This is a genomic window from Listeria immobilis (assembly GCF_014322765.1).
Classification (GTDB): Bacteria; Bacillota; Bacilli; order Lactobacillales; family Listeriaceae; genus Listeria; species Listeria immobilis.
On the sequence record NZ_JAASTZ010000012.1, the window covers coordinates 70992 to 89494 of the forward strand.

Annotated in this window: 17 protein-coding genes; 2 read left to right on the forward strand and 15 right to left on the reverse strand. The window is 35.9% G+C overall.

The features are described from left to right. Positions 1-2 precede the first annotated feature (2 nt). Positions 3-518: a hypothetical protein gene (locus tag HCJ50_RS10295; RefSeq protein ID WP_185347247.1), complete on the reverse strand. Its 516-nt coding sequence runs from the start codon at positions 516-518 to the stop codon at positions 3-5. Between the two features lie 218 nt (positions 519-736). Here HCJ50_RS10295 and HCJ50_RS10300 point away from each other — a divergent pair, with 218 nt between their 5' ends. Next, a complete protein-coding gene (locus HCJ50_RS10300; protein WP_311769009.1) occupies positions 737-1225 on the forward strand; it encodes a shikimate kinase in 489 nt (162 codons plus the stop codon). A gap of 25 nt (positions 1226-1250) precedes the next feature. On the opposite strand, the gene HCJ50_RS10305 is transcribed toward HCJ50_RS10300, so the two are convergent. The 11 genes from HCJ50_RS10305 to HCJ50_RS10355 form a co-directional block, all read right to left on the reverse strand. Beyond that, positions 1251-1805 (reverse strand): molybdate metabolism regulator, encoded by a 555-nt coding sequence (locus HCJ50_RS10305; protein WP_185347249.1) that lies wholly within the window; start codon positions 1803-1805, stop codon positions 1251-1253. A 332-nt stretch (positions 1806-2137) separates the two neighbouring features. After that, a complete protein-coding gene (gene rlmD, locus HCJ50_RS10310; RefSeq protein WP_185347251.1) occupies positions 2138-3499 on the reverse strand; it encodes a 23S rRNA (uracil(1939)-C(5))-methyltransferase RlmD in 1362 nt (453 codons plus the stop codon). 30 nt (positions 3500-3529) lie between these two features. Beyond that, complete coding sequence (locus HCJ50_RS10315) at positions 3530-4288, reverse strand: hypothetical protein (protein WP_185347253.1); 759 nt, start codon at positions 4286-4288, stop codon at positions 3530-3532. Between the two features lie 146 nt (positions 4289-4434). Beyond that, positions 4435-5367: a diacylglycerol kinase gene (locus tag HCJ50_RS10320; RefSeq protein ID WP_185347255.1), complete on the reverse strand. Its 933-nt coding sequence runs from the start codon at positions 5365-5367 to the stop codon at positions 4435-4437. A 139-nt stretch (positions 5368-5506) separates the two neighbouring features. Beyond that, positions 5507-6937 (reverse strand): Asp-tRNA(Asn)/Glu-tRNA(Gln) amidotransferase subunit GatB, encoded by a 1431-nt coding sequence (gene gatB, locus HCJ50_RS10325; RefSeq protein WP_185347257.1) that lies wholly within the window; start codon positions 6935-6937, stop codon positions 5507-5509. 11 nt (positions 6938-6948) lie between these two features. Then, the gene (gene gatA / locus HCJ50_RS10330) at positions 6949-8400 is read right to left on the reverse strand and encodes an Asp-tRNA(Asn)/Glu-tRNA(Gln) amidotransferase subunit GatA (protein ID WP_185347259.1); all 1452 of its coding nucleotides are present in this window, start codon (positions 8398-8400) and stop codon (positions 6949-6951) included. A 22-nt stretch (positions 8401-8422) separates the two neighbouring features. After that, a complete protein-coding gene (gene gatC / locus HCJ50_RS10335; protein ID WP_185347261.1) occupies positions 8423-8716 on the reverse strand; it encodes an Asp-tRNA(Asn)/Glu-tRNA(Gln) amidotransferase subunit GatC in 294 nt (97 codons plus the stop codon). Positions 8717-8840: 124 nt separating this feature from the next. Then, a complete protein-coding gene (locus tag HCJ50_RS10340; RefSeq protein WP_185347263.1) occupies positions 8841-9956 on the reverse strand; it encodes a CamS family sex pheromone protein in 1116 nt (371 codons plus the stop codon). Further along, positions 9953-11968 (reverse strand): NAD-dependent DNA ligase LigA, encoded by a 2016-nt coding sequence (gene ligA, locus HCJ50_RS10345; protein WP_185347265.1) that lies wholly within the window; start codon positions 11966-11968, stop codon positions 9953-9955. Before ligA ends, HCJ50_RS10340 begins: the two co-directional genes overlap by 4 nt. Before the next feature lie 23 nt (positions 11969-11991). Beyond that, positions 11992-14193, reverse strand: a complete 2202-nt coding sequence (gene pcrA, locus HCJ50_RS10350) for a DNA helicase PcrA (protein ID WP_185347267.1) — start codon at positions 14191-14193, stop codon at positions 11992-11994. A 58-nt stretch (positions 14194-14251) separates the two neighbouring features. Beyond that, positions 14252-14929 (reverse strand): heptaprenylglyceryl phosphate synthase, encoded by a 678-nt coding sequence (locus HCJ50_RS10355; protein ID WP_185347270.1) that lies wholly within the window; start codon positions 14927-14929, stop codon positions 14252-14254. Between the two features lie 205 nt (positions 14930-15134). On the opposite strand from HCJ50_RS10355, the gene HCJ50_RS10360 reads away from it, so the two are divergent. After that, positions 15135-16490, forward strand: a complete 1356-nt coding sequence (locus HCJ50_RS10360) for a sodium-dependent transporter (protein WP_185347272.1) — start codon at positions 15135-15137, stop codon at positions 16488-16490. Positions 16491-16533: 43 nt separating this feature from the next. On the opposite strand, the gene HCJ50_RS10365 is transcribed toward HCJ50_RS10360, so the two are convergent. From HCJ50_RS10365 to purD, 3 genes are all read right to left on the reverse strand, one after another. Continuing rightward, positions 16534-16788, reverse strand: coding sequence for a hypothetical protein (locus HCJ50_RS10365; RefSeq protein WP_185347274.1), 255 nt, complete (start codon positions 16786-16788; stop codon positions 16534-16536). A 17-nt stretch (positions 16789-16805) separates the two neighbouring features. Then, positions 16806-17102, reverse strand: coding sequence for a YerC/YecD family TrpR-related protein (locus HCJ50_RS10370; RefSeq protein ID WP_185347276.1), 297 nt, complete (start codon positions 17100-17102; stop codon positions 16806-16808). A 137-nt stretch (positions 17103-17239) separates the two neighbouring features. Further along, positions 17240-18502, reverse strand: coding sequence for a phosphoribosylamine--glycine ligase (purD, locus tag HCJ50_RS10375; RefSeq protein ID WP_185347278.1), 1263 nt, complete (start codon positions 18500-18502; stop codon positions 17240-17242). Position 18503: the final 1 nt, after the last annotated feature.

The following is an 18503-nucleotide window of genomic DNA, read 5'->3' on the forward strand; positions in this document are numbered from 1 at the left end:
CTTTAAAATTTTTTCTTATCAATAAAAATTTCTGCCCCTACTGTTTCATCATCTGTATATTTCTCGCGCATTGAATGGATTAGTGCTTCTAATTCTTCTAAACTAATCGAAACGTCTGCAGCAACAATGTCCCAAGCTACTTCTGTTCTCCCATTAATGGAAGTCATTATTTTCAAGCGACCTTGAGCAAACAATTTGATAGCAGGTTTTTTTAGTTCGGTTTCTTTTACTTCATTCCATGGTTTAAAATCTCCACGATAAGCAAGCCCACGTTCCGTCAATTCAACGGTCGGAGCAGTATTTAGCAATCTTAATAACGGCCGTAAAATACAAAGTCCAATAAATATAAGTAAAATAGTCTCTTCTATACCATTTACACCTTTTATATGACTAAAAATGATATATACTAATAATCCAACCGCTATCCATAATAAGCAACTTGAAAAAATCAAACGGCGATTTACGCTAAATTCTATTCTCTCTGTCTTTTTTTCTTGATCTAGTTCCGCTTCTATCATTTGCATCCTCCACTCCCACATTGTGTGCTATTTCTATTGTACTAGAAATAAGGTTCAATGGAAAGGCGCCAATTCTGGATTGACGTGCGTTTCGATTAATTGTATGCTAAATAAGGAATTTATGTTGACCTTTTGAACATATATGATATAATTTCTTTAATGCTTTTAAGTAGTAAAATATAGTTTCTAAAAAGGAGGCGAACATCATCGACCAAGTTATCTTAATCGGCTTTATGGGAGCTGGAAAAACGACCGTTGGAAATATACTCGCAAAATTAGCTAATTTACCATATATTGATATTGATGAAGTTATTACTCACGAACAGGGAATGAGTGTTTCTGCTATTTTTGCTAAATATGGTGAAAAAGAATTTCGTCGTTTAGAACACGAAAAATTAAAAGAATTGGCTGATACAAAAGCCGTTATCGCAACAGGCGGTGGAATTGTTCTTAATCCTGAAAATAGAGAAGTTTTAAAAAATACATATCCGGTAATTTATTTAGAAACAAATCCAGAAGTATTTATGAATAGACTTAAGGGTGATACAACACGCCCACTAGTACAGCAAAAAACACCTGAGGAAATTCGCGCTATTTTTGAACCAAGGATTGAGCATTATAAAACCTCAGCTGATTTTATTGTGAATACGGACAACCGCAATCAACAAGAAGTTGCCAAAGCAATTATAGCCATGTTAGATAAATAAAAAACAGCGCATTTCGCGCTGTTTTTTATTCAGTACAATGTCTACACCACATATCTGGCATAACGGATGTATAATCTTTAGTAAAGGTAAGTAAATCATAAAAGATACTATCAGCATAGCCACTATCACTAATTTCTAGTTTATTTAATTCGATTTCGCGATGAAGTGATTCAAGTGCTGCATCTCGAAGTGCCGGTAGTATATACCCGGTGATTTTAATTTGTGCTAAAGCAGCAGCAATCGTAATTCGGTCTGATTGATGCACAGCGCTACCAAATTCAGCTAAAAGTTGTTGTAATCGTTCTACCCCATCATCTTTCGCTGGAACATAGGTCGAATTTTTCACAGTTTCCATCATGTACTTCGGAAAAGCCGATAAATTTAAGCCTTGATCACTTTTATCACTAAAATATTCCTCTAGCCGTTTTAGAACTTCTAAACCTTCCTTCTGTCCAAATGGTGCTAATTTATCATTTTCATCTAAATAAAAGCTGGCTTTAAAGTGGTCTTTAAAATTGGGATGTGTTGTTTCTAAATGTAGTTCTTTTCCTGGTTGATCAATATACATCTTAATTGCCATTTTTGCCTTCCTCCTCCTTGTGAAATCTCTTACATTTATCTTACCAAACAATCAGCTCTTTTTGAAGCAAGAAAAATATGACAAATTACCAACAATTTCAAGCGTTTTTTCCGATTTTTTAGTATGGTATTTAACTTTTTAACGTAAAAAAAGTATATAAAACTATTATTTTAAACCTAAAAAGCAAAAATGTACTCTTTTGACCAATTTTTTATTCCATGGTTAAATAAAACCTGGGCTTGATCTAACAACAATCACATCTGTTAACTAACAGTCCACTTACACACTTGAGAAAACAAAAACCGCCATTATCCCATTTTGGCGGTCTTTGTTTATTTAATTTCTAACACGGTAACAGCTTCGATATGTGTTGTCATCGGAAACATATCTACCGGCTGGACTTGTTTTGCTTCATAACCACCATCCGTCAGTATTTGCATATCGCGAGCTAATGTCGCTGGATTACAAGAAACATAGACCACTTTTTTTGGTTTCATTGCTAAAATAGTTTGAAGTAACTTTTCATCACACCCTTTTCTTGGGGGATCAACGACAAGTACATCTGCTGTAATTCCTGCCTTATACCATGCTGGAATAACTTCTTCTGCTTTCCCCGTCTCAAAAGTAGTGTTTTTTAAATTATTTAATTCTGCATTTGCTCTTGCATCTTGAATCGCCTGATCAACAATTTCTACCCCATATACATGTTTTGCTTTTTTAGCTAAACATAAAGAAATAGAACCAATACCACAATATGCGTCAATAACGGTTTCTTCTCCGGTCAATTCTGCCGCTTCCACTGCTTGTTGATAGAGGACTTCTGTTTGCTGTGGATTTACTTGATAAAAAGAACGAGCAGAGATTGCAAACCGAATACCGTGTATTGTATCTTCAATAATGTCTTTTCCCCAAAGTGTTTTAGTACGATTACCAAAAATAACATTGGTTTTCTGTGAATTAATATTTTGAACAATCGAGGTTAATGCTAATTGTTCTGTTAATTCTTGAATAATGTCATCTTTAAATGGAATTCGCTCTTTATTGGTGACAAGCACTAACATTAATTGCCCTGTTGTGTGGGCATATCGTGTCATAATATGCCGAATATCGCCTTTTCCTGTTTTTTCGTTATATGGTTCCGTCCCATATTTTGCTAGAATTTCTCTCGTTTTTTGAACAGCAAAATCACCTTGTTCGTTATGAATTAAACACGTTGTCATATCAATAATATCATGACTTCTTTTTTGATAAAAACCTGCTGTTAACTTACCATTTACAAAGCCAACTGGCACTTGTGATTTATTCCGATAGCGCCATGGGTTTTGCATACCTAAAGTATCTTTAACCTCCACATGAAGTTTACCAATTCGTTTCATTGTTTCTTCTACTTGATTTTTCTTAAACTTGAGCTGGCCTTCATAACTTAAATGTTGTAAGCTGCATCCACCACATTTGGAATAAACCGCACATGGCGGCTCCACCCGGTTCTCACTCTTTACTTGGATACTTTCCATTCGAGCAAAGCCGTAGTTTTTATTTAATTTGATTATTTTAGCTGTTACTTTTTCGCCTGGTAATGTATTGGGAATAAAGAGCGGATAGCCATCAATTTTGCCAACGCCGCTACCATCATGTGTTAAATCCTCTATAATAATATCAATTGATTGATTCTTTTTTAAAAGGGATACTTCCAAATTCCCTTGCCCCTCTCTTTTACGATAAATTTACTTAATGATATATTCGATCCCGATTGGCTCTGTAATCATTTCTTCGTTTTGTTCTTTAAAAATAAGCAATGTATTTTTTTGTAAGGTAAAATCATATACAAATGTTTTTGGATAGATAGTAACATCTTTATTGGTTATTAATGTTTTTGTTTCATCTGCTATGGTGACTTCTTTGGGAATTTTACTGCTAAATAACTTTGTTGCAATTTCTGCATCAAAATTTGAATAGCTTGTTTTTAATGTTGTTTGGATTTTATCTTCATTTTTAACTGATGTTACTTTTACAGGAGTCGCTTCTGTTATTATCGTTCGTTCGCCACTTGTTATTTCGAAATTAGTTATTTTCTCTTGAATGGTTGTTGTTGGAAAACGATATTTTACATTTGTAATATATTCAGACACTTTTTTTGCAGCGACACGAAGACGATAAGTTTTTATTCCTTTATATCTTTTATCTGCAGAAGCTAATTGTTTTAAAAATTCATTATTAGTAGAAGTAACGATTAAATCACCATTTGGTGCAATCGTTGCTTCGGTGTTTGCGGATGGAGTGGAGAGAAAGATATTATCTTGTATGGGAATTTGCATTTTATTGTTTACCCACACTTTATTACTTTCAATTAATTCTGTTTTTGATACTTTAGTCGTTTGTTCTTCAGCCTCCACATGCCAAAAGAAAAGTACAACTGCTGCGATAGCAATGATAAACATAATAATTATCACTGTGAATTTTTTAATTAGTTGTCCACCTGCCATATCGCACTCACCTCATTTCTTTCCAAGACGTCTATTATACTTGTTTTAATGACATAAGACAAATATTTAACAAAAATGACATCCTTTTTACTATGTTGCAATTAGGACATTTAGGCTAAAGAAAAAAACTACTAAGCTTAGTAGTTTTAGTTGTTTTCTTTTATAAATAAGTCTGTCGCTGGAATATCATCTACGCTTGCGAAAAATTCAATATGTTGCTTTAAATTTTGGAATGTCATTGGTGTTTCTCCGCCTAGCTCTCCATCAAGATTAATTAACATTTTATCTTCTGAAGTTACTACTACTTTTTCAGACTTCACATAGATAACATTCGGTTCTTTAATGTGATCGCCTCGTAGTGCTAGGGTTACTAAACGAACAAACTCTGCTAAATTTACCTTTTTGATGATAATTAAAGAAAATTTGCCGTCATCTAATTTTGCATCGGGGGCAATTTTTTCAAAGCCACCAATTGAATTTGTCAGGCCTAAAAGGAAAAACATAATTTCTCCTTCAAAAACACCTTGGTCGTATTCAACTTTTACTTTAGTTGCTTTTAGGGATGGTAGCATTTCAATCCCTTTTAAGTAGTATGCAAGTTGACCAAGCATTGTTTTTAATCGGCTAGGGACATCATACGTTAGCTCTGTTAATCGTCCGCCACCGCCAATATTAATAAAATACGTATTATTTGCTTTTCCGATATCCACCGCGACACTTTGACCAGCTGCTATAATCTTTGTTGCTTTTATCACGTCTCTAGGAACATGGATTGCCCTTGCAAAATCATTGGTTGTCCCTGTAGGAATAATCCCTACTTTTGGCCGATAATCTTGTTCTGCAATGCCATTTATCACTTCATTGATTGTTCCATCTCCGCCAGCTGCGACGACTAAATCATATTTAGCTTTAACAGCTTCTTCTGCTGCGTGTTTGGCATCATCTGGCTCAGCTGTTGTTGCATGAGCTGATGTGACATACCCAGCTTGCTCTAATATCGAAAGGACATCTGCAAGATTTTTCTTAATGATTTCTCTTCCAGATGTAGGATTATAAATGACTCGAGCGTGTTTTTGCATTTTGTTCGTCCTCTCCTTGCTCAATCAGCGTTATTCCATTGAAAAGCGCATTTTGACACATGATAAATAATATTATAGCAAATTTCACTTTAAATTCCTAATAAGTAAAGCAGTGAAGGCAAGCTTCACTGCTTTATGTTTATCGTTTATTCATTTCTTCTAATAATAATTTATTCACCATTGGTGGGTTTGCTTGGCCTTTTGTTGCTTTCATAACTTGACCAACTAAGAAGCCAACAGCACGATCTTTTCCGTTTTTATAATCGGTAATGGATTGCTCGTTATTATCGAGAATTTCTCCAATAATCGTACGTAGTGCTCCTTCATCCGAAATTTGTACTAAACCTTTGTCTTTAACTACTTGTTCCGCATCGCCACCATTTAATGCTAATTCACGGAAAACTTTTTTCGCAATTTTAGACGAGATAGTTCCTGCTTCGATTAATTGAATCATACCAGCTAAGTTGTCTGGTGTTAAACCAGTTTCGTGAAGTTCTTTTTGCTCTGCATTTAGATACGCGGAAACTTCTCCCATTAACCAGTTAGACGCTTGTTTAGCATCCGCACCAGCTGCCAAAGTTGCTTCAAAGAAATCAGACATCTCTTTTGTTAAAGTAAGCACCATTGCATCGTAGGCTGGTAAACCTAGCTCATTAATATAACGTATTTGACGTTTATCTGGTAGTTCAGGAATTTCCGCACGAATACGTTCTTTCCAAGCTTCATCAATAAATAAGTCTACTAAGTCTGGCTCTGGGAAATAACGATAGTCGTCGGATCCTTCTTTAATACGCATTAAGGAAGTTTTTCCAGTTGCTTCTTCAAAACGGCGTGTTTCTTGTTCAATAATACCTCCAGAAAGAAGTACTTCTGCTTGGCGTTTTTCTTCAAATTCAATTCCTTTACGCACATTATTAAAGGAGTTTAGGTTTTTCAGTTCTGTTTTTACACCAAATTCTTCTTGGCCGATTGGACGAATAGAAATATTAGCATCGCAGCGCATTGAACCTTCTTCCATTTTCACATCAGAAACGCCTGTATATTGAATAATGGATTTTAGTTTTTCTAAATAAGCATACGCCTCTTCCGCAGAACGAATATCTGGTTCAGAAACGATTTCGATTAGCGGTGTTCCTTGACGGTTAATATCTACTAATGAATAGCCATGAGAAGTATGAGTATTTTTACCAGCATCTTCTTCTAAGTGAAGACGAGTAATACCGATTTTTTTCTTTTTACCACCAACTTCAATTTCGATCCAGCCATGTTCTCCAATTGGTTTATCAAATTGAGAGATTTGGTATGCTTTTGGATTATCTGGGTAAAAATAATTTTTACGATCAAATTTAGTATGTTCAGCAATTTCGCAGTTAATCGCCATTGCTGCTTTCATACCGTATTCTACAGTTCGTTTATTTAAAACTGGTAAAACACCTGGCATTCCTAAGTCTACCACGGTTGTATTAGTGTTTGGTTCTGCCCCAAAATGAGCTGGCGCAGAAGAAAATATTTTTGAATTGGTTTTTAACTCAACGTGAACCTCAAGTCCAATAACTGTTTCAAAATTCATTGCTACGCCTCCTATAAGTTTGGTTTTTCTTTATGGAATGTTGTTTCTTGTTCAAATGCATGTGCGACTTTGTATAATAATGATTCTTCAAAGTAATTACCAATAATTTGTAAGCCAACTGGTAAGCCTTCTGAAAATCCACAAGGAACTGAAATAGCTGGAACTCCCGCTAAGTTAATTGGAACAGTCAAAATATCATTGGAATACATTGTAATTGGATCATTAATCATTCCATCAATTTTAAATGCTGTTGTTGGCGAACTTGGTCCAATAATCACATCATAGTTTTCAAAAACATCTACAAAATCTTGTTTAATTAATGTACGTGCTTGTTGTGCTTTTTTATAGTAAGCATCATAATAACCAGAACTTAGTGCATAGGTTCCCAGCATAATACGACGTTTTACTTCATCTCCAAATCCTTCCGAACGTGTTTTTTTGTACAGTTCTTCTAAAGTATGCGCATTTGGAGAACGATATCCATAACGAACACCATCAAAACGAGAAAGATTAGAAGAGGCTTCACTTGATGCTAAAATATAATAACTTGCTACACCATATTCAGAATGAGGCAATGAAACTTCATCCCAAGTAGCACCTAGTTTTTCTAGTGTTTTAAGCGCATCTAACACCGCTTGTTTTACCCCTGGATCCACACCCTCGCCAAGATATTCTTTTGGAACACCAATGCGTAGTCCTTTAATGTCACCTGTTAAGCTATCTGAAAAACGCTCATTAGGTTGATTAATTGATGTAGAATCATTTGCATCTACACCAGAAATAGCTTCTAACAAATAAGCATTATCTTCTACGTTTTTCGTGATTGGTCCAATTTGGTCTAAAGAAGAAGCAAAGGCAATTAAGCCAAAACGAGAAACTCGACCATATGTAGGTTTCATTCCTACTACACCACAAAAAGCTGCTGGTTGGCGAATGGATCCACCAGTATCACTACCAAGTGAAAATAAAACTTCGCCTGCCGCAACAGCGGAAGCACTACCGCCTGAAGAACCACCTGGAACGCGTGATAAATCCCACGGGTTATAAGTTTTATGGAAATACGATGTTTCTGTAGAAGAACCCATCGCAAATTCATCCATATTTAGCTTTCCAATATTAATCGTTTGAGCATTTTTAAGTTTAGAAACAACTGTCGCATCATAGATTGGATCGAAGTTTTCTAAGATTTTACTAGCAGCCGTTGTACGCAAGTTTTTTGTTACAATATTATCTTTAATCCCAATTGGCATACCTGCGAGCATATTATTAGGATCAATCCCAGCATCTCCAAGTTCTTCTGCTATGCCAAATGCAGTCTCTTTATTTAAAGTAATAAATGAACCTACTTTGTTTTCTACTGCATCTATTCGGTTGTATGATTCTGTTACTAAATCAAAAGGTGTTATTTCTTTTGCAACTAATTTATCATGTAATTCTTTTACTGAAAAATCAAATAAACCCAAAATATTTTCCCTCCCTAATTTTTTATTGTTCCATTATTGTCGGTACTTTAAACATACCATCTTGTTGGTCTGGCGCATTTTTCAAGACTTCTTTACGATCAAGTCCTTTTGCTGCCACATCTTCTCGTAATACGTTTGATACTTCAATTGCATGGCTGGTTGGTTCTACATTACTTGTATCAAGGGTGTTTAATTGCTCCACTAACTCAATTATTTTACCAAGTTGACCAGCGAATGCAGTTGCTTCGTTGTCGGAAACTTCTAATTTGGCAAGGTTTGCTACTTTTTCTACAGTTTCTTTTGATATATTGGACAAAATGCCATCCTCCTTTTTAGTGATGCTTTGTATGTAACAATGCTCTCCCCCTCTACTTAAAAGGGAAGAACTGTTCTCTCCTGCATAATTATACAACAGGAAAGAACAATTCGCATTGTTTTTATTAATCGTAAATATGAGCGGTCGCTGCATCTTCATTTGCTTTTCTTGTAATTAATGCAGCAGGGCCGTCAGTTGTATTGATATTTACTTGCAAGTCGGCTGTTTTTGGAATGTGTTGACCAACTAAATCTGTTACATATTGAGTAAAACCAATAATTTCAGCTTGTCCATAAAATTGTAAAGGAATATCAATATTAAGTTCAGCTAATTGTCCATCTTCATATCTACCTCGACCAACGACACCAGTAAAGTTTGGATAATAATCTTCAATTGATTTTTTGAAATTTAAGAAGTTATCATTATCTGTTTTATGGTCTTTAGCTGATTCCGTGGATGGTAACACATAGTTCTTTTCATCTACTGTTTCCCATTTTGAAAGTGTATCGCCAGTTGCTGTTGAATAAGAAATAAAATTCCCCGGCGCTACTGCATCACGTTCCCCTTGTTTATAAATGGCAATAGTGACTGGAACATTTTCCAATCCTTTTGTTTGGCGAATTCGATTTAACACGGTAGCAGACATTTGTTTTCCTTGCTCAAGTAAAACACTATCGCTAATTGGTTGCTCGTAAGTGTCGCCGTACTGTTCTTTTTGGTAATAATCAACTGAGTTCATCGCTAAAGCAATGGAAATCCCACCAAGTGAAACACTGTCTTTATCTGTTTGTTTTAAATAATCTTGTTCTAAAATATGTGCTAAATAAATGGGTTTGCGGTCTTTACCATTTCCATTACTTGCTGGATTTAAACCGTTTGGATTATCTTTACTTTTGCGGTCAAGCCATTTTTGAAGTGTATCTTTATCTAAATATTGTCCTTCTTGGAAAAGATAGTTATCCGAAGAATATTCATTTTGAGAAATACGCATCAAACCTGATTCAAGCTCATTAATATCATATCGAGAGTAAATATTTGAGACAACCAGTCCACGTGATTTACTTGCTTTATATGGTAATACAGTTTTGTAATAATCAGATGAGATTTGATTTTTTGTCATAATGCCCGTTTCTGCTTTTTTATCATCTTTTTGTACCACTTTATCATTGGAATCTAGTTTTGGGGCACAGCCAGAAAGAATCAGCGTTAAACCGAGCATTGCAATTATGATTTTTTTCATTTGTTTAATCCACCTTCGTCTGGTAAGTACTCTATTAAGTCATCTTCGGACCAAATAGGAATGGCTAATTCTTCTGCTTTAGCGAGTTTAGAACCAGCATCACTGCCAGCCACAACAACATCTGTTTTCTTACTTACACTCCCTGAAACATTCCCGCCAAGTGACTCAATTAATGCTTTGGCATCGTTTCGCGTTAATTTTTCTAATTTCCCAGTTAAGACAACCGTTTTCCCTGCAAAAACAAGTGCTTCTTCGGACATATTTTCTAGTTTTGGTCCGGTATATGTCATATTGACACCAGCTCTTTTTAATTCAGCGATTAAATCATGTACTTCTTCATTCGCAAAATAAGTAACAATACTGTCTGCCATTTTTTCACCAATATCATTAATGCTTGTTAATGTTTCTTTATCGGCTCTTTTCAAATTATCCATTGTTTCAAAGTGAATCGCAAGTGATTTAGCTGCTTTGGCACCGACATGACGTATACCTAAGCCAAATAGTAATTTTTCTAGTGAGTTTTGTTTACTTTGTTCAATTGATGCAAGTAAATTTGTGACTGATTTTTCTCCCATTCTTTCTAATTCTAACAGTTCTTCTTTCGAAAGGAAAAACAAATCTGCTACATCTTTAATTAAATGATGTGAAAAAAGTTGAATTATTACTTTTTCGCCAAGTCCATCAATATTCATTGCATTACGAGAGACAAAATGAATTAATCCTTCTTTGATTTGTGCTTGGCATTTAGGATTAATACATCGAAGCGCCACCTCTTCTTCTAAACGAACCAATTCGCTATCGCAAGTTGGACAGTTTTTTGGCATATGGAAAGGTTTTTCATCACCAGTCCGTTCTTCAACAATCGTTTTAATAACTTCTGGAATAATATCGCCGGCTTTTTTAATTAATACCGTATCGCCAATGCGAATATCTTTTTCTATGATTAAATCTTCATTATGAAGGGAGGCTCGACTTACTGTTGTACCAGCCACTCGGACCGGTTCTAACGCCGCAGTGGGAGTTACAACACCTGTTCGACCCACATTTAGTTCAATATCGAGTAATTTTGTTGGTACTTCTTCTGCCGGGAATTTGTAAGCAATGGACCAGCGAGGAGACTTGGCAGTTGTTCCCATTTGGCGCTGTTGTTCTAAATTATTTAATTTTAAAACAATACCGTCAATATCATAAGCTAGGCCTGCTCTTTTTTCCGTCCATTCATCAATATAAGCATAAACTTCTTCTAAATTAGTACATAATCTGCGTTCTTTATTTACTTTTAGACCCAGTGTTTCTAACATATCAAGACCTTCGCTATGCGTTCTAACACCCATTTCTCCAAAATCAGCTACAGCATATAGAAAAATATCTAAGTTTCTAGATGCAGCAATTTTTGTATCTAATTGTCGAAGCGAACCTGCTGCTGCATTTCGCGGATTAGCAAATAACATTAGCCCTTCTTCTTCGCGAGCTTCATTGAGTTTTTGGAAAGAGCGTTTTGGCATAAACGCCTCACCGCGGACTTCTATGGAATAATCTTTTTGTAATTTCATTGGTATGGAGCGAATTGTCCGTAAATTGGCAGTAATATCTTCACCAATTGTACCATCTCCACGTGTAGCCCCTTGTTTGTACTTGCCATTTTCGTATTGCAGAGATACAGCAAGTCCATCAATTTTCAGTTCGCACATATAAGCAATATCTTCACCAACTTTATCACGAATACGACGATCAAAATCAGCTAGATCTTCTCGGTTAAATGCATTCGCAAGACTTAACATTGGTGTGTCATGAGCTACTTTTTGAAATCCTTCTAATACTTCCCCGCCAACTCGATTAGACGGGGATTCAGGTGTAATCCATTCCGGATGCGCTTCTTCTATTTGAAGTAGTTCCTGCATTTTCTGATCATATTCTGCATCTTCTACTGTCGGATTATCAATTACATAATAATCATAGCTGTACTGATCAAGTATGTTTATTAATTCTTCATACCTTTTTTTATCAGCCATTTCTTCACCTGCTTTTTCCAAATTTATACTTTTTCAATTGGCGCAAATTCTGCCAGCAATCGTTTGACTCCAGTTGGGCTTGGGAATGCAATATCTAGTTCCATTCCACTACCGTCTCCTTTAACACTAACCACTGTTCCTACGCCCCATTTTTTATGACTTGCTTTATCTCCTACTGTCCAGCCAAGTGTTTCAGCACCACTTGATTTATAAGCAGTCGTTGCTTTTTGTGGCATACGTGGCTTAGCATATGGTTTCTCTGATTTTAGTTTGTTTTCATTTGCTAGTTCAAGTAAATCTCGTGGAATCTCACCAATGAAACGCGATTCTTGGTTAGAGGAAGGTCGCCCGTATAACATCCTTGAGTAGGCGCTAGTTAAGAAAAGTTCTTCCTCTGCCCTCGTGATTCCTACATAAGCCAAGCGACGTTCTTCCTCCATTTCATCCTCTTCATAAATTGCTCGAGAATGTGGGAAAATCCCTTCTTCCATTCCAACTAAAAAGACCACTGGAAATTCTAATCCTTTTGCGGAGTGAAGTGTCATTAATGTTACTGCGCCATTTTGTTCATCATTATCTTCTTCTAGTTTATCAACATCCGCTACAAGCGCTAAATCTGTTAAAAAAGCAAGTAATGTTTTATCTTCATTTTCTTTTTCAAAGTTTTGTGTAACAGATAAAAACTCATCAATATTTTCTAGTCTGGTTTGTGCTTCAATAGTACGTTCGTTTTTAAGCATCGCACGATAACCAGTTTTTTCAAGGATTTCTTCTACGAGTTCCGTTACTGATAAAAAGTCTTGCATTTGCGTAAAACCACGAACTAAATCATGAAATGCTACTAGATCTTTACTTATTTTAGCTGAAATACCTGCTAGTTCAATGCGATTAAGCACTTCAAATAAACTTAGATCATAAGCTGTAGCAACATTATTTAACTTTTCAAGTGTACCAGGACCAACTCCGCGTTTTGGTACATTAATAATGCGCGTTAAACTAATATCGTCCTCATTATTACTAATAAGTCGTAAATAAGCTAAAATGTCTTTAATTTCTTTTCTATCATAGAATTTTGTTCCGCCAACCATCGTATAAGCCATATTCGACTTCATAAAATATTCTTCCATTACACGAGATTGTGCATTCGTTCGGTAAAGAATCGCAAAATCAGATAATGGACGGCTTGTGTTGTTTACTTCTTCTTGGATTTTCATCACAACATAAGCAGCTTCTTCTTTTTCCGTTAGTGCTTTATGATAAAAAATCTTTTTCCCTTCTGCATTACTAGTCCAAAGATTTTTTGGTTTACGATTGCCATTGTTTTCGATTACGCGATTGGCCGCTTCTAAAATGCGCTTTGTTGAACGATAATTTTCTTCTAATAAAATAGTTTTAGCTTTAGGATAATCTTTTTCAAAAGACATGATATTACTAATATCCGCCCCGCGCCAACCATAAATAGATTGATCCGAATCACCAACGACACATAAGTTTTTAAATCTAGTCGCTAGTAACTTCACAAGTAGATATTGTGCATGGTTCGTATCTTGGTACTCATCCACATGAATATATTGGAATTTACGTTGATAATATTCCAAAACATCCGGAACCCGTTCAAATAACTGGATAGTCACCATGATTAAATCATCAAAATCGAGTGCTTGGTTTTTCTTTAATTTCTTTTCATACTTTTCATAGACTTCGCCGACCATTTTATCATAAAAACCACTGGCTTCTTTCACATATTCACTTGCAGAAATCAGTTCGTTTTTGGCGTTACTAATGGATGCAAGAATACCTCGTGGCTCAAATTTCTTTGGATCCACATTTTTTTCTTTTAAAATCCCTTTAATAACGGACAATTGGTCACTTCCGTCTAAAATAGTAAAATTTCGTTCATAACCGATTCGATCAATATCGCGGCGTAAAATACGGACACACATTGAGTGGAAAGTTGAAATCCAAATAGACTCTGCTTCCCCGCCCATTAAATTGCCAATCCGTGATTTCATTTCACGTGCTGCTTTGTTTGTAAACGTAATCGCTAAAATATTATATGGATTAACGCCACGTTCCCTTACTAAATAGGCTATCCGGTGCGTTAAAACACGTGTTTTCCCACTCCCGGCTCCAGCCATAATTAATAAAGGTCCTTCTGTGCTTTCTACCGCACGCTTTTGTTCTGGGTTTAATCCATCCACCAATTCTTTTGCATTTAATTGCATTCTCCTATACACCACCATACAAACATTTGTTCTTATTTTATCATACTACACTATATAATCAAACCGTTTTCTTTGCAAAAATACTTGCGGTTGCTAGTGCTGCGTCTAAATCTTCATAAATCACATTGCCAACAATAATTGTATCTGCATATTTTGCCATCTCGGCTGCTTGTTCCGCTGACCGAATGCCACCACCATACCAAAATTTAGTTTCATTAAGAACCTGGCTAACTTCCTTCACAATAGCTGGGTCTCCGTAAATGCCGCTATACTCTACATAAAAAATGGGCAGATGAAATAGATTCTCAGCTAACCTGGCATATGCGACAATATCTTCTTTTGTTAACGCTGTATTTGCTTCTGTTAACTTAGCCACTTTTGCATCTTGATTTAAAATGACATATCCTTCAGAGGTCACTCGTTTCCACGGGATAAAATCACCCATTTGTTTAATTAGCTCTTGATGAAGCCCGAGTGTCCATTTGCTATTTGTTGTATTTAACACAATTGGAATCAAAAAATGTTCTGCTTCCGGCAAAATCATCGCCTCATCACTGACTTCCAAATAAACCGGTAAGTCCGTTTCAGCGAGTAACTCATACAGCTTTTCCACTGCTTCTATTTGTAAATTATCTGTTCCACCAATAATAAATCCATCGGTTCCAGAATGAATGAGCTTGGTTGCAACATTATGAGGTAAATCTTTTGCTGGGTCTAACTTAAATAAATGCTTCATTTGCCCCTCCAACTATCTATTATGGGATATCTTATTATAGCATTAGTTGCATATCACCGCACCCTTCCAAAAGCAATTTTTAACTTTTTTTAAGCTTTTTTGCCATATTGGTATTGGGCTAGCTTTTATTTTATGGTATGATGAGGAAAATTTGATTTTATTCATACAACTTAGGTTTACATAAAAAAATGGAAATGAGGTTATTATGCAAGAAAAAAGGGAAGAATGGGGCTCAAAAGTTGGATTTATTCTGGCGTCTGCTGGCTCCGCAATTGGAATTGGCGCAATCTGGAAACTGCCTTATGTCGCCGCAACTGCAGGTGGAGGCGCGTTTTTCTTATTGTTTTTATTTTTAACATTACTTATTGTTATGCCGCTTTTAATTGCGGAATTTGTGATTGGACGAGGTTCTGGTGGTGATGCGTTGCAAGCTTATAAAACACTTGCACCTGGTTCAAAATGGAACTTGGTTGGGAAACTGGGCGTGGTTGGCGCGAGTGTTTTATTTTCCTTTTATAGTGTGGTTGGTGGTTGGATTATCACTTATCTTATTAAAGCAATTTCAGGTGGGATTACCGGACAAAACCAAGCTAGCTTATTGCATGATTTTCAAATAACTACGGCAAATCCTTGGATATCCATTAGTGCAACTATATTTTTTATTTTACTTAATGTCCTAGTTATTAGTCGTGGGATTGTTAGTGGAATTGAAAGAATGAGCAAGTTTATGATGCCCGCATTATTTATATTATTTATCGTTTTAATTATTCGGTCGTTAACGCTTCCTGGCGCGATGGAAGGAGTCGCTTTCTTCTTACGACCAGACTTTAGTCATTTTACTGCGCAAACGGTGCTTATTACGCTTGGTCAAGCTTTCTTTTCTTTAAGTGTCGGCATTTCGGTGATGGTTACATATAGTTCTTATTTAAATCGTTCTATTAGTTTGCCTCAATCAGCCATCTCTGTTTCTTTGATGAATGTCTTTGTTTCATTGCTTGCTGGATTGGCCATTTTTCCAGCAGCATTTGCCTTTGGTATTACGCCCGATGCAGGACCTGGATTACTATTTGTAATTTTGCCGTCGATTTTTAATCAATTACCATTAGGAATGTTATTTTTTATTATCTTCTTAATTTTATTCTTGTTTGCTGCGCTTACTTCAAGCTTTTCAATGTTAGAGGCTACGGTTGCACCTTTGATAAATAGCGGGATTAGTCGAAAAAAAGCGAGCATTGGAATGGGTATAGTTATTATTCTAATGGCAATTCCAAGTGCGCTTAGTTTTGGAGTTTGGAGCGATATTCAGATTTTTGGATTAAGTATCTTTGATGCCGCCGACTATCTCGTATCCAACATTATTTTGCCAGTCGGTGCTTTGTTTATCGCTATTTTTGTTGGTTACAGGTTACCTCGCGAACTATTATTAAAAGAATTTACTACTAGCAGCCATTTTGGAAAGAAAATTTTTATTGTGTGGTTATTTTTGATTAAGTATATTGCGCCAATTGCCATTATTTTAGTTTTTCTTTCCGCGACAGGTTTACTTGATTTACTCTTTTAACTAAAAAAGCAATCTCACTAAAATGTTAGCGAGATTGCTTTTCTTATATTGCCATCAGTACAATGCTAGTTACACAAATTAGCATACCACTCAAACCAATTGCTGTTCCAATTGCTCGTTTTTCTTTTAAATTGGCGAGTGTCGTAAAAATAAAGCATATTATAAAGACCCAGTGCCATAATAGGGAAAAATCAAGTCCTATACCACTTGCAACCATATTAAAGATAAAATAAATAACTGCAATAGCAAGAATAGAAATGATAACAATTTGATAGGTCTTACTATTAAATTTCTTCAAGCCGCACCCCTACCAATCTATTCTGGCTTCGTCATTCTTGAAAAAACCACATCATACATATCGTTGCCATAATGAAGAGAACGCTTTACACGTGAAATCGTTGCCGTGCTAGCACCCGTTTCAGCTTCAATAACATTATACGTTTTTCCATCATGAAGCATTTTTGCCACTTGGAAACGTTGAGCCATGGATTGTATTTCATTAACTGTACAAACATCATCAAAAAAAGCATAACATTCTTCTAAATTTTCTAGCGTTAGAATTCCTTGGAAAAATTCATCCAATCCTTGTCCGCGCAACTTCTCTATTTGCATATCGTTACCTCCAAATAATCTCATATATCCTACTTTCATATTTTAACGTACCAACGTGTAAAATACAAACGTTTCTCTTTACGAAACAAACAAAAAAAGTACTATCTAAGAGTTTTTCTCCAAGATAGTACTTTTTATTATTCTGCTTTTGTTCCAATATCCATTCGATAAAAGAAGTTTGGATTATCTAGTTTTTCCATTTCTGGATAAAGTAAAGCGCGCGCCTCACTCATTGTGTCTGCTTCTTTTGCTAATAGTAGAACACGCCCACCATCAGAAACTAATTCACCATTTTCTGCTTGTTTTGTTCCCGCATGATAAATTGTAACACTTTCCGCAATATCATCTAAACCTGTTAATTTTTTTCCTTTTTCGTAATTTTCCGGATAGCCTGCGCTTGCTAAAACTACACCAAGCGTAATTCCCTCTTTTTTAAAGCGAACATCTGGTTTTTTGTTATTAAGCAAGTCCTCAATAAGTGCAGCAAAATCACTTTCTAAACGAGGTAAAACAACTTGGGTTTCTGGATCACCAAATCGTGCGTTAAATTCAATTACTTTTGGTCCATTTTTAGTTAAGATAAGACCTGCGTAAAGAATACCGCGGAAGTAACGTCCTTCTTTTACCATTCCTGATGCAGCTGGCCGAAGAATATTTTTAACAGCTTCTTCTACTATCGCTTCAGCAATGTGTGGTACAGGTGAATATGCGCCCATTCCACCAGTATTAGGTCCTTTATCGCCTTCATATGCACGTTTATGATCTTGCGCAATGGCCATTGGGTAAACTTCTTCTCCATTCACAAAAGCCATCAATGAAAATTCTTCACCTGCTAAGTAGTCCTCGATAACAACTTTTAACGAAGCATCACCGAATTTTTCTTCTAGCATCATATCTTTTAGCGCAAGTACAGCTTCTTCCATTTCTAGTGCTACTGTGACACCTTTTCCTGCCGCTAGTCCATCTGCTTTAATAACGATTGGAACACCACGCTCATCTAAGTATGCTTTGGCTTCTGTATAATCAGTGAAAGTTCTTGATGATGCAGTTGGAATTGCATATTTTTCCATAAATTGTTTGGCAAAATCTTTGCTACCTTCAATTAGCGCCGCATTTGCTTTTGGTCCAAATGCTTTAATTCCAGCTTCTTCAAAAGCATCAACAACCCCTTCTAATAGAGGTATTTCTGGCCCAACAATAACAAAAGAAATATCTGCTTTTTTTGCAAAATCAATTAGCCCAGCTTTATCCGTTTCAGAAATCGCCACTAGTTGAATATCGTCTAAACGCATTCCATCATTTCCTGGAGCGCAGTAAACTTTTTCGACATGGTTTGATTCTAATAATTTTTTACTAATGGCATGTTCTCTACCACCGCTACCAACTACTAATAAGTTCATT

Coding starts and splice junctions, on each gene's coding strand:
- HCJ50_RS10295 (WP_185347247.1), bottom strand. CDS start 518: ATGATAGAAGCGGAACTAGATCAAGAAAAAAAGACAGAGAGAATAGAA.
- HCJ50_RS10305 (WP_185347249.1), bottom strand. CDS start 1,805: ATGGCAATTAAGATGTATATTGATCAACCAGGAAAAGAACTACATTTA.
- HCJ50_RS10315 (WP_185347253.1), bottom strand. CDS start 4,288: ATGGCAGGTGGACAACTAATTAAAAAATTCACAGTGATAATTATTATG.
- HCJ50_RS10320 (WP_185347255.1), bottom strand. CDS start 5,367: ATGCAAAAACACGCTCGAGTCATTTATAATCCTACATCTGGAAGAGAA.
- gatB (WP_185347257.1), bottom strand. CDS start 6,937: ATGAATTTTGAAACAGTTATTGGACTTGAGGTTCACGTTGAGTTAAAA.
- HCJ50_RS10340 (WP_185347263.1), bottom strand. CDS start 9,956: ATGAAAAAAATCATAATTGCAATGCTCGGTTTAACGCTGATTCTTTCT.
- ligA (WP_185347265.1), bottom strand. CDS start 11,968: ATGGCTGATAAAAAAAGGTATGAAGAATTAATAAACATACTTGATCAG.
- pcrA (WP_185347267.1), bottom strand. CDS start 14,193: ATGCAATTAAATGCAAAAGAATTGGTGGATGGATTAAACCCAGAACAA.
- HCJ50_RS10355 (WP_185347270.1), bottom strand. CDS start 14,929: ATGAAGCATTTATTTAAGTTAGACCCAGCAAAAGATTTACCTCATAAT.
- HCJ50_RS10360 (WP_185347272.1), top strand. CDS start 15,135: ATGCAAGAAAAAAGGGAAGAATGGGGCTCAAAAGTTGGATTTATTCTG.
- HCJ50_RS10370 (WP_185347276.1), bottom strand. CDS start 17,102: ATGCAAATAGAGAAGTTGCGCGGACAAGGATTGGATGAATTTTTCCAA.
- purD (WP_185347278.1), bottom strand. CDS start 18,502: ATGAACTTATTAGTAGTTGGTAGCGGTGGTAGAGAACATGCCATTAGT.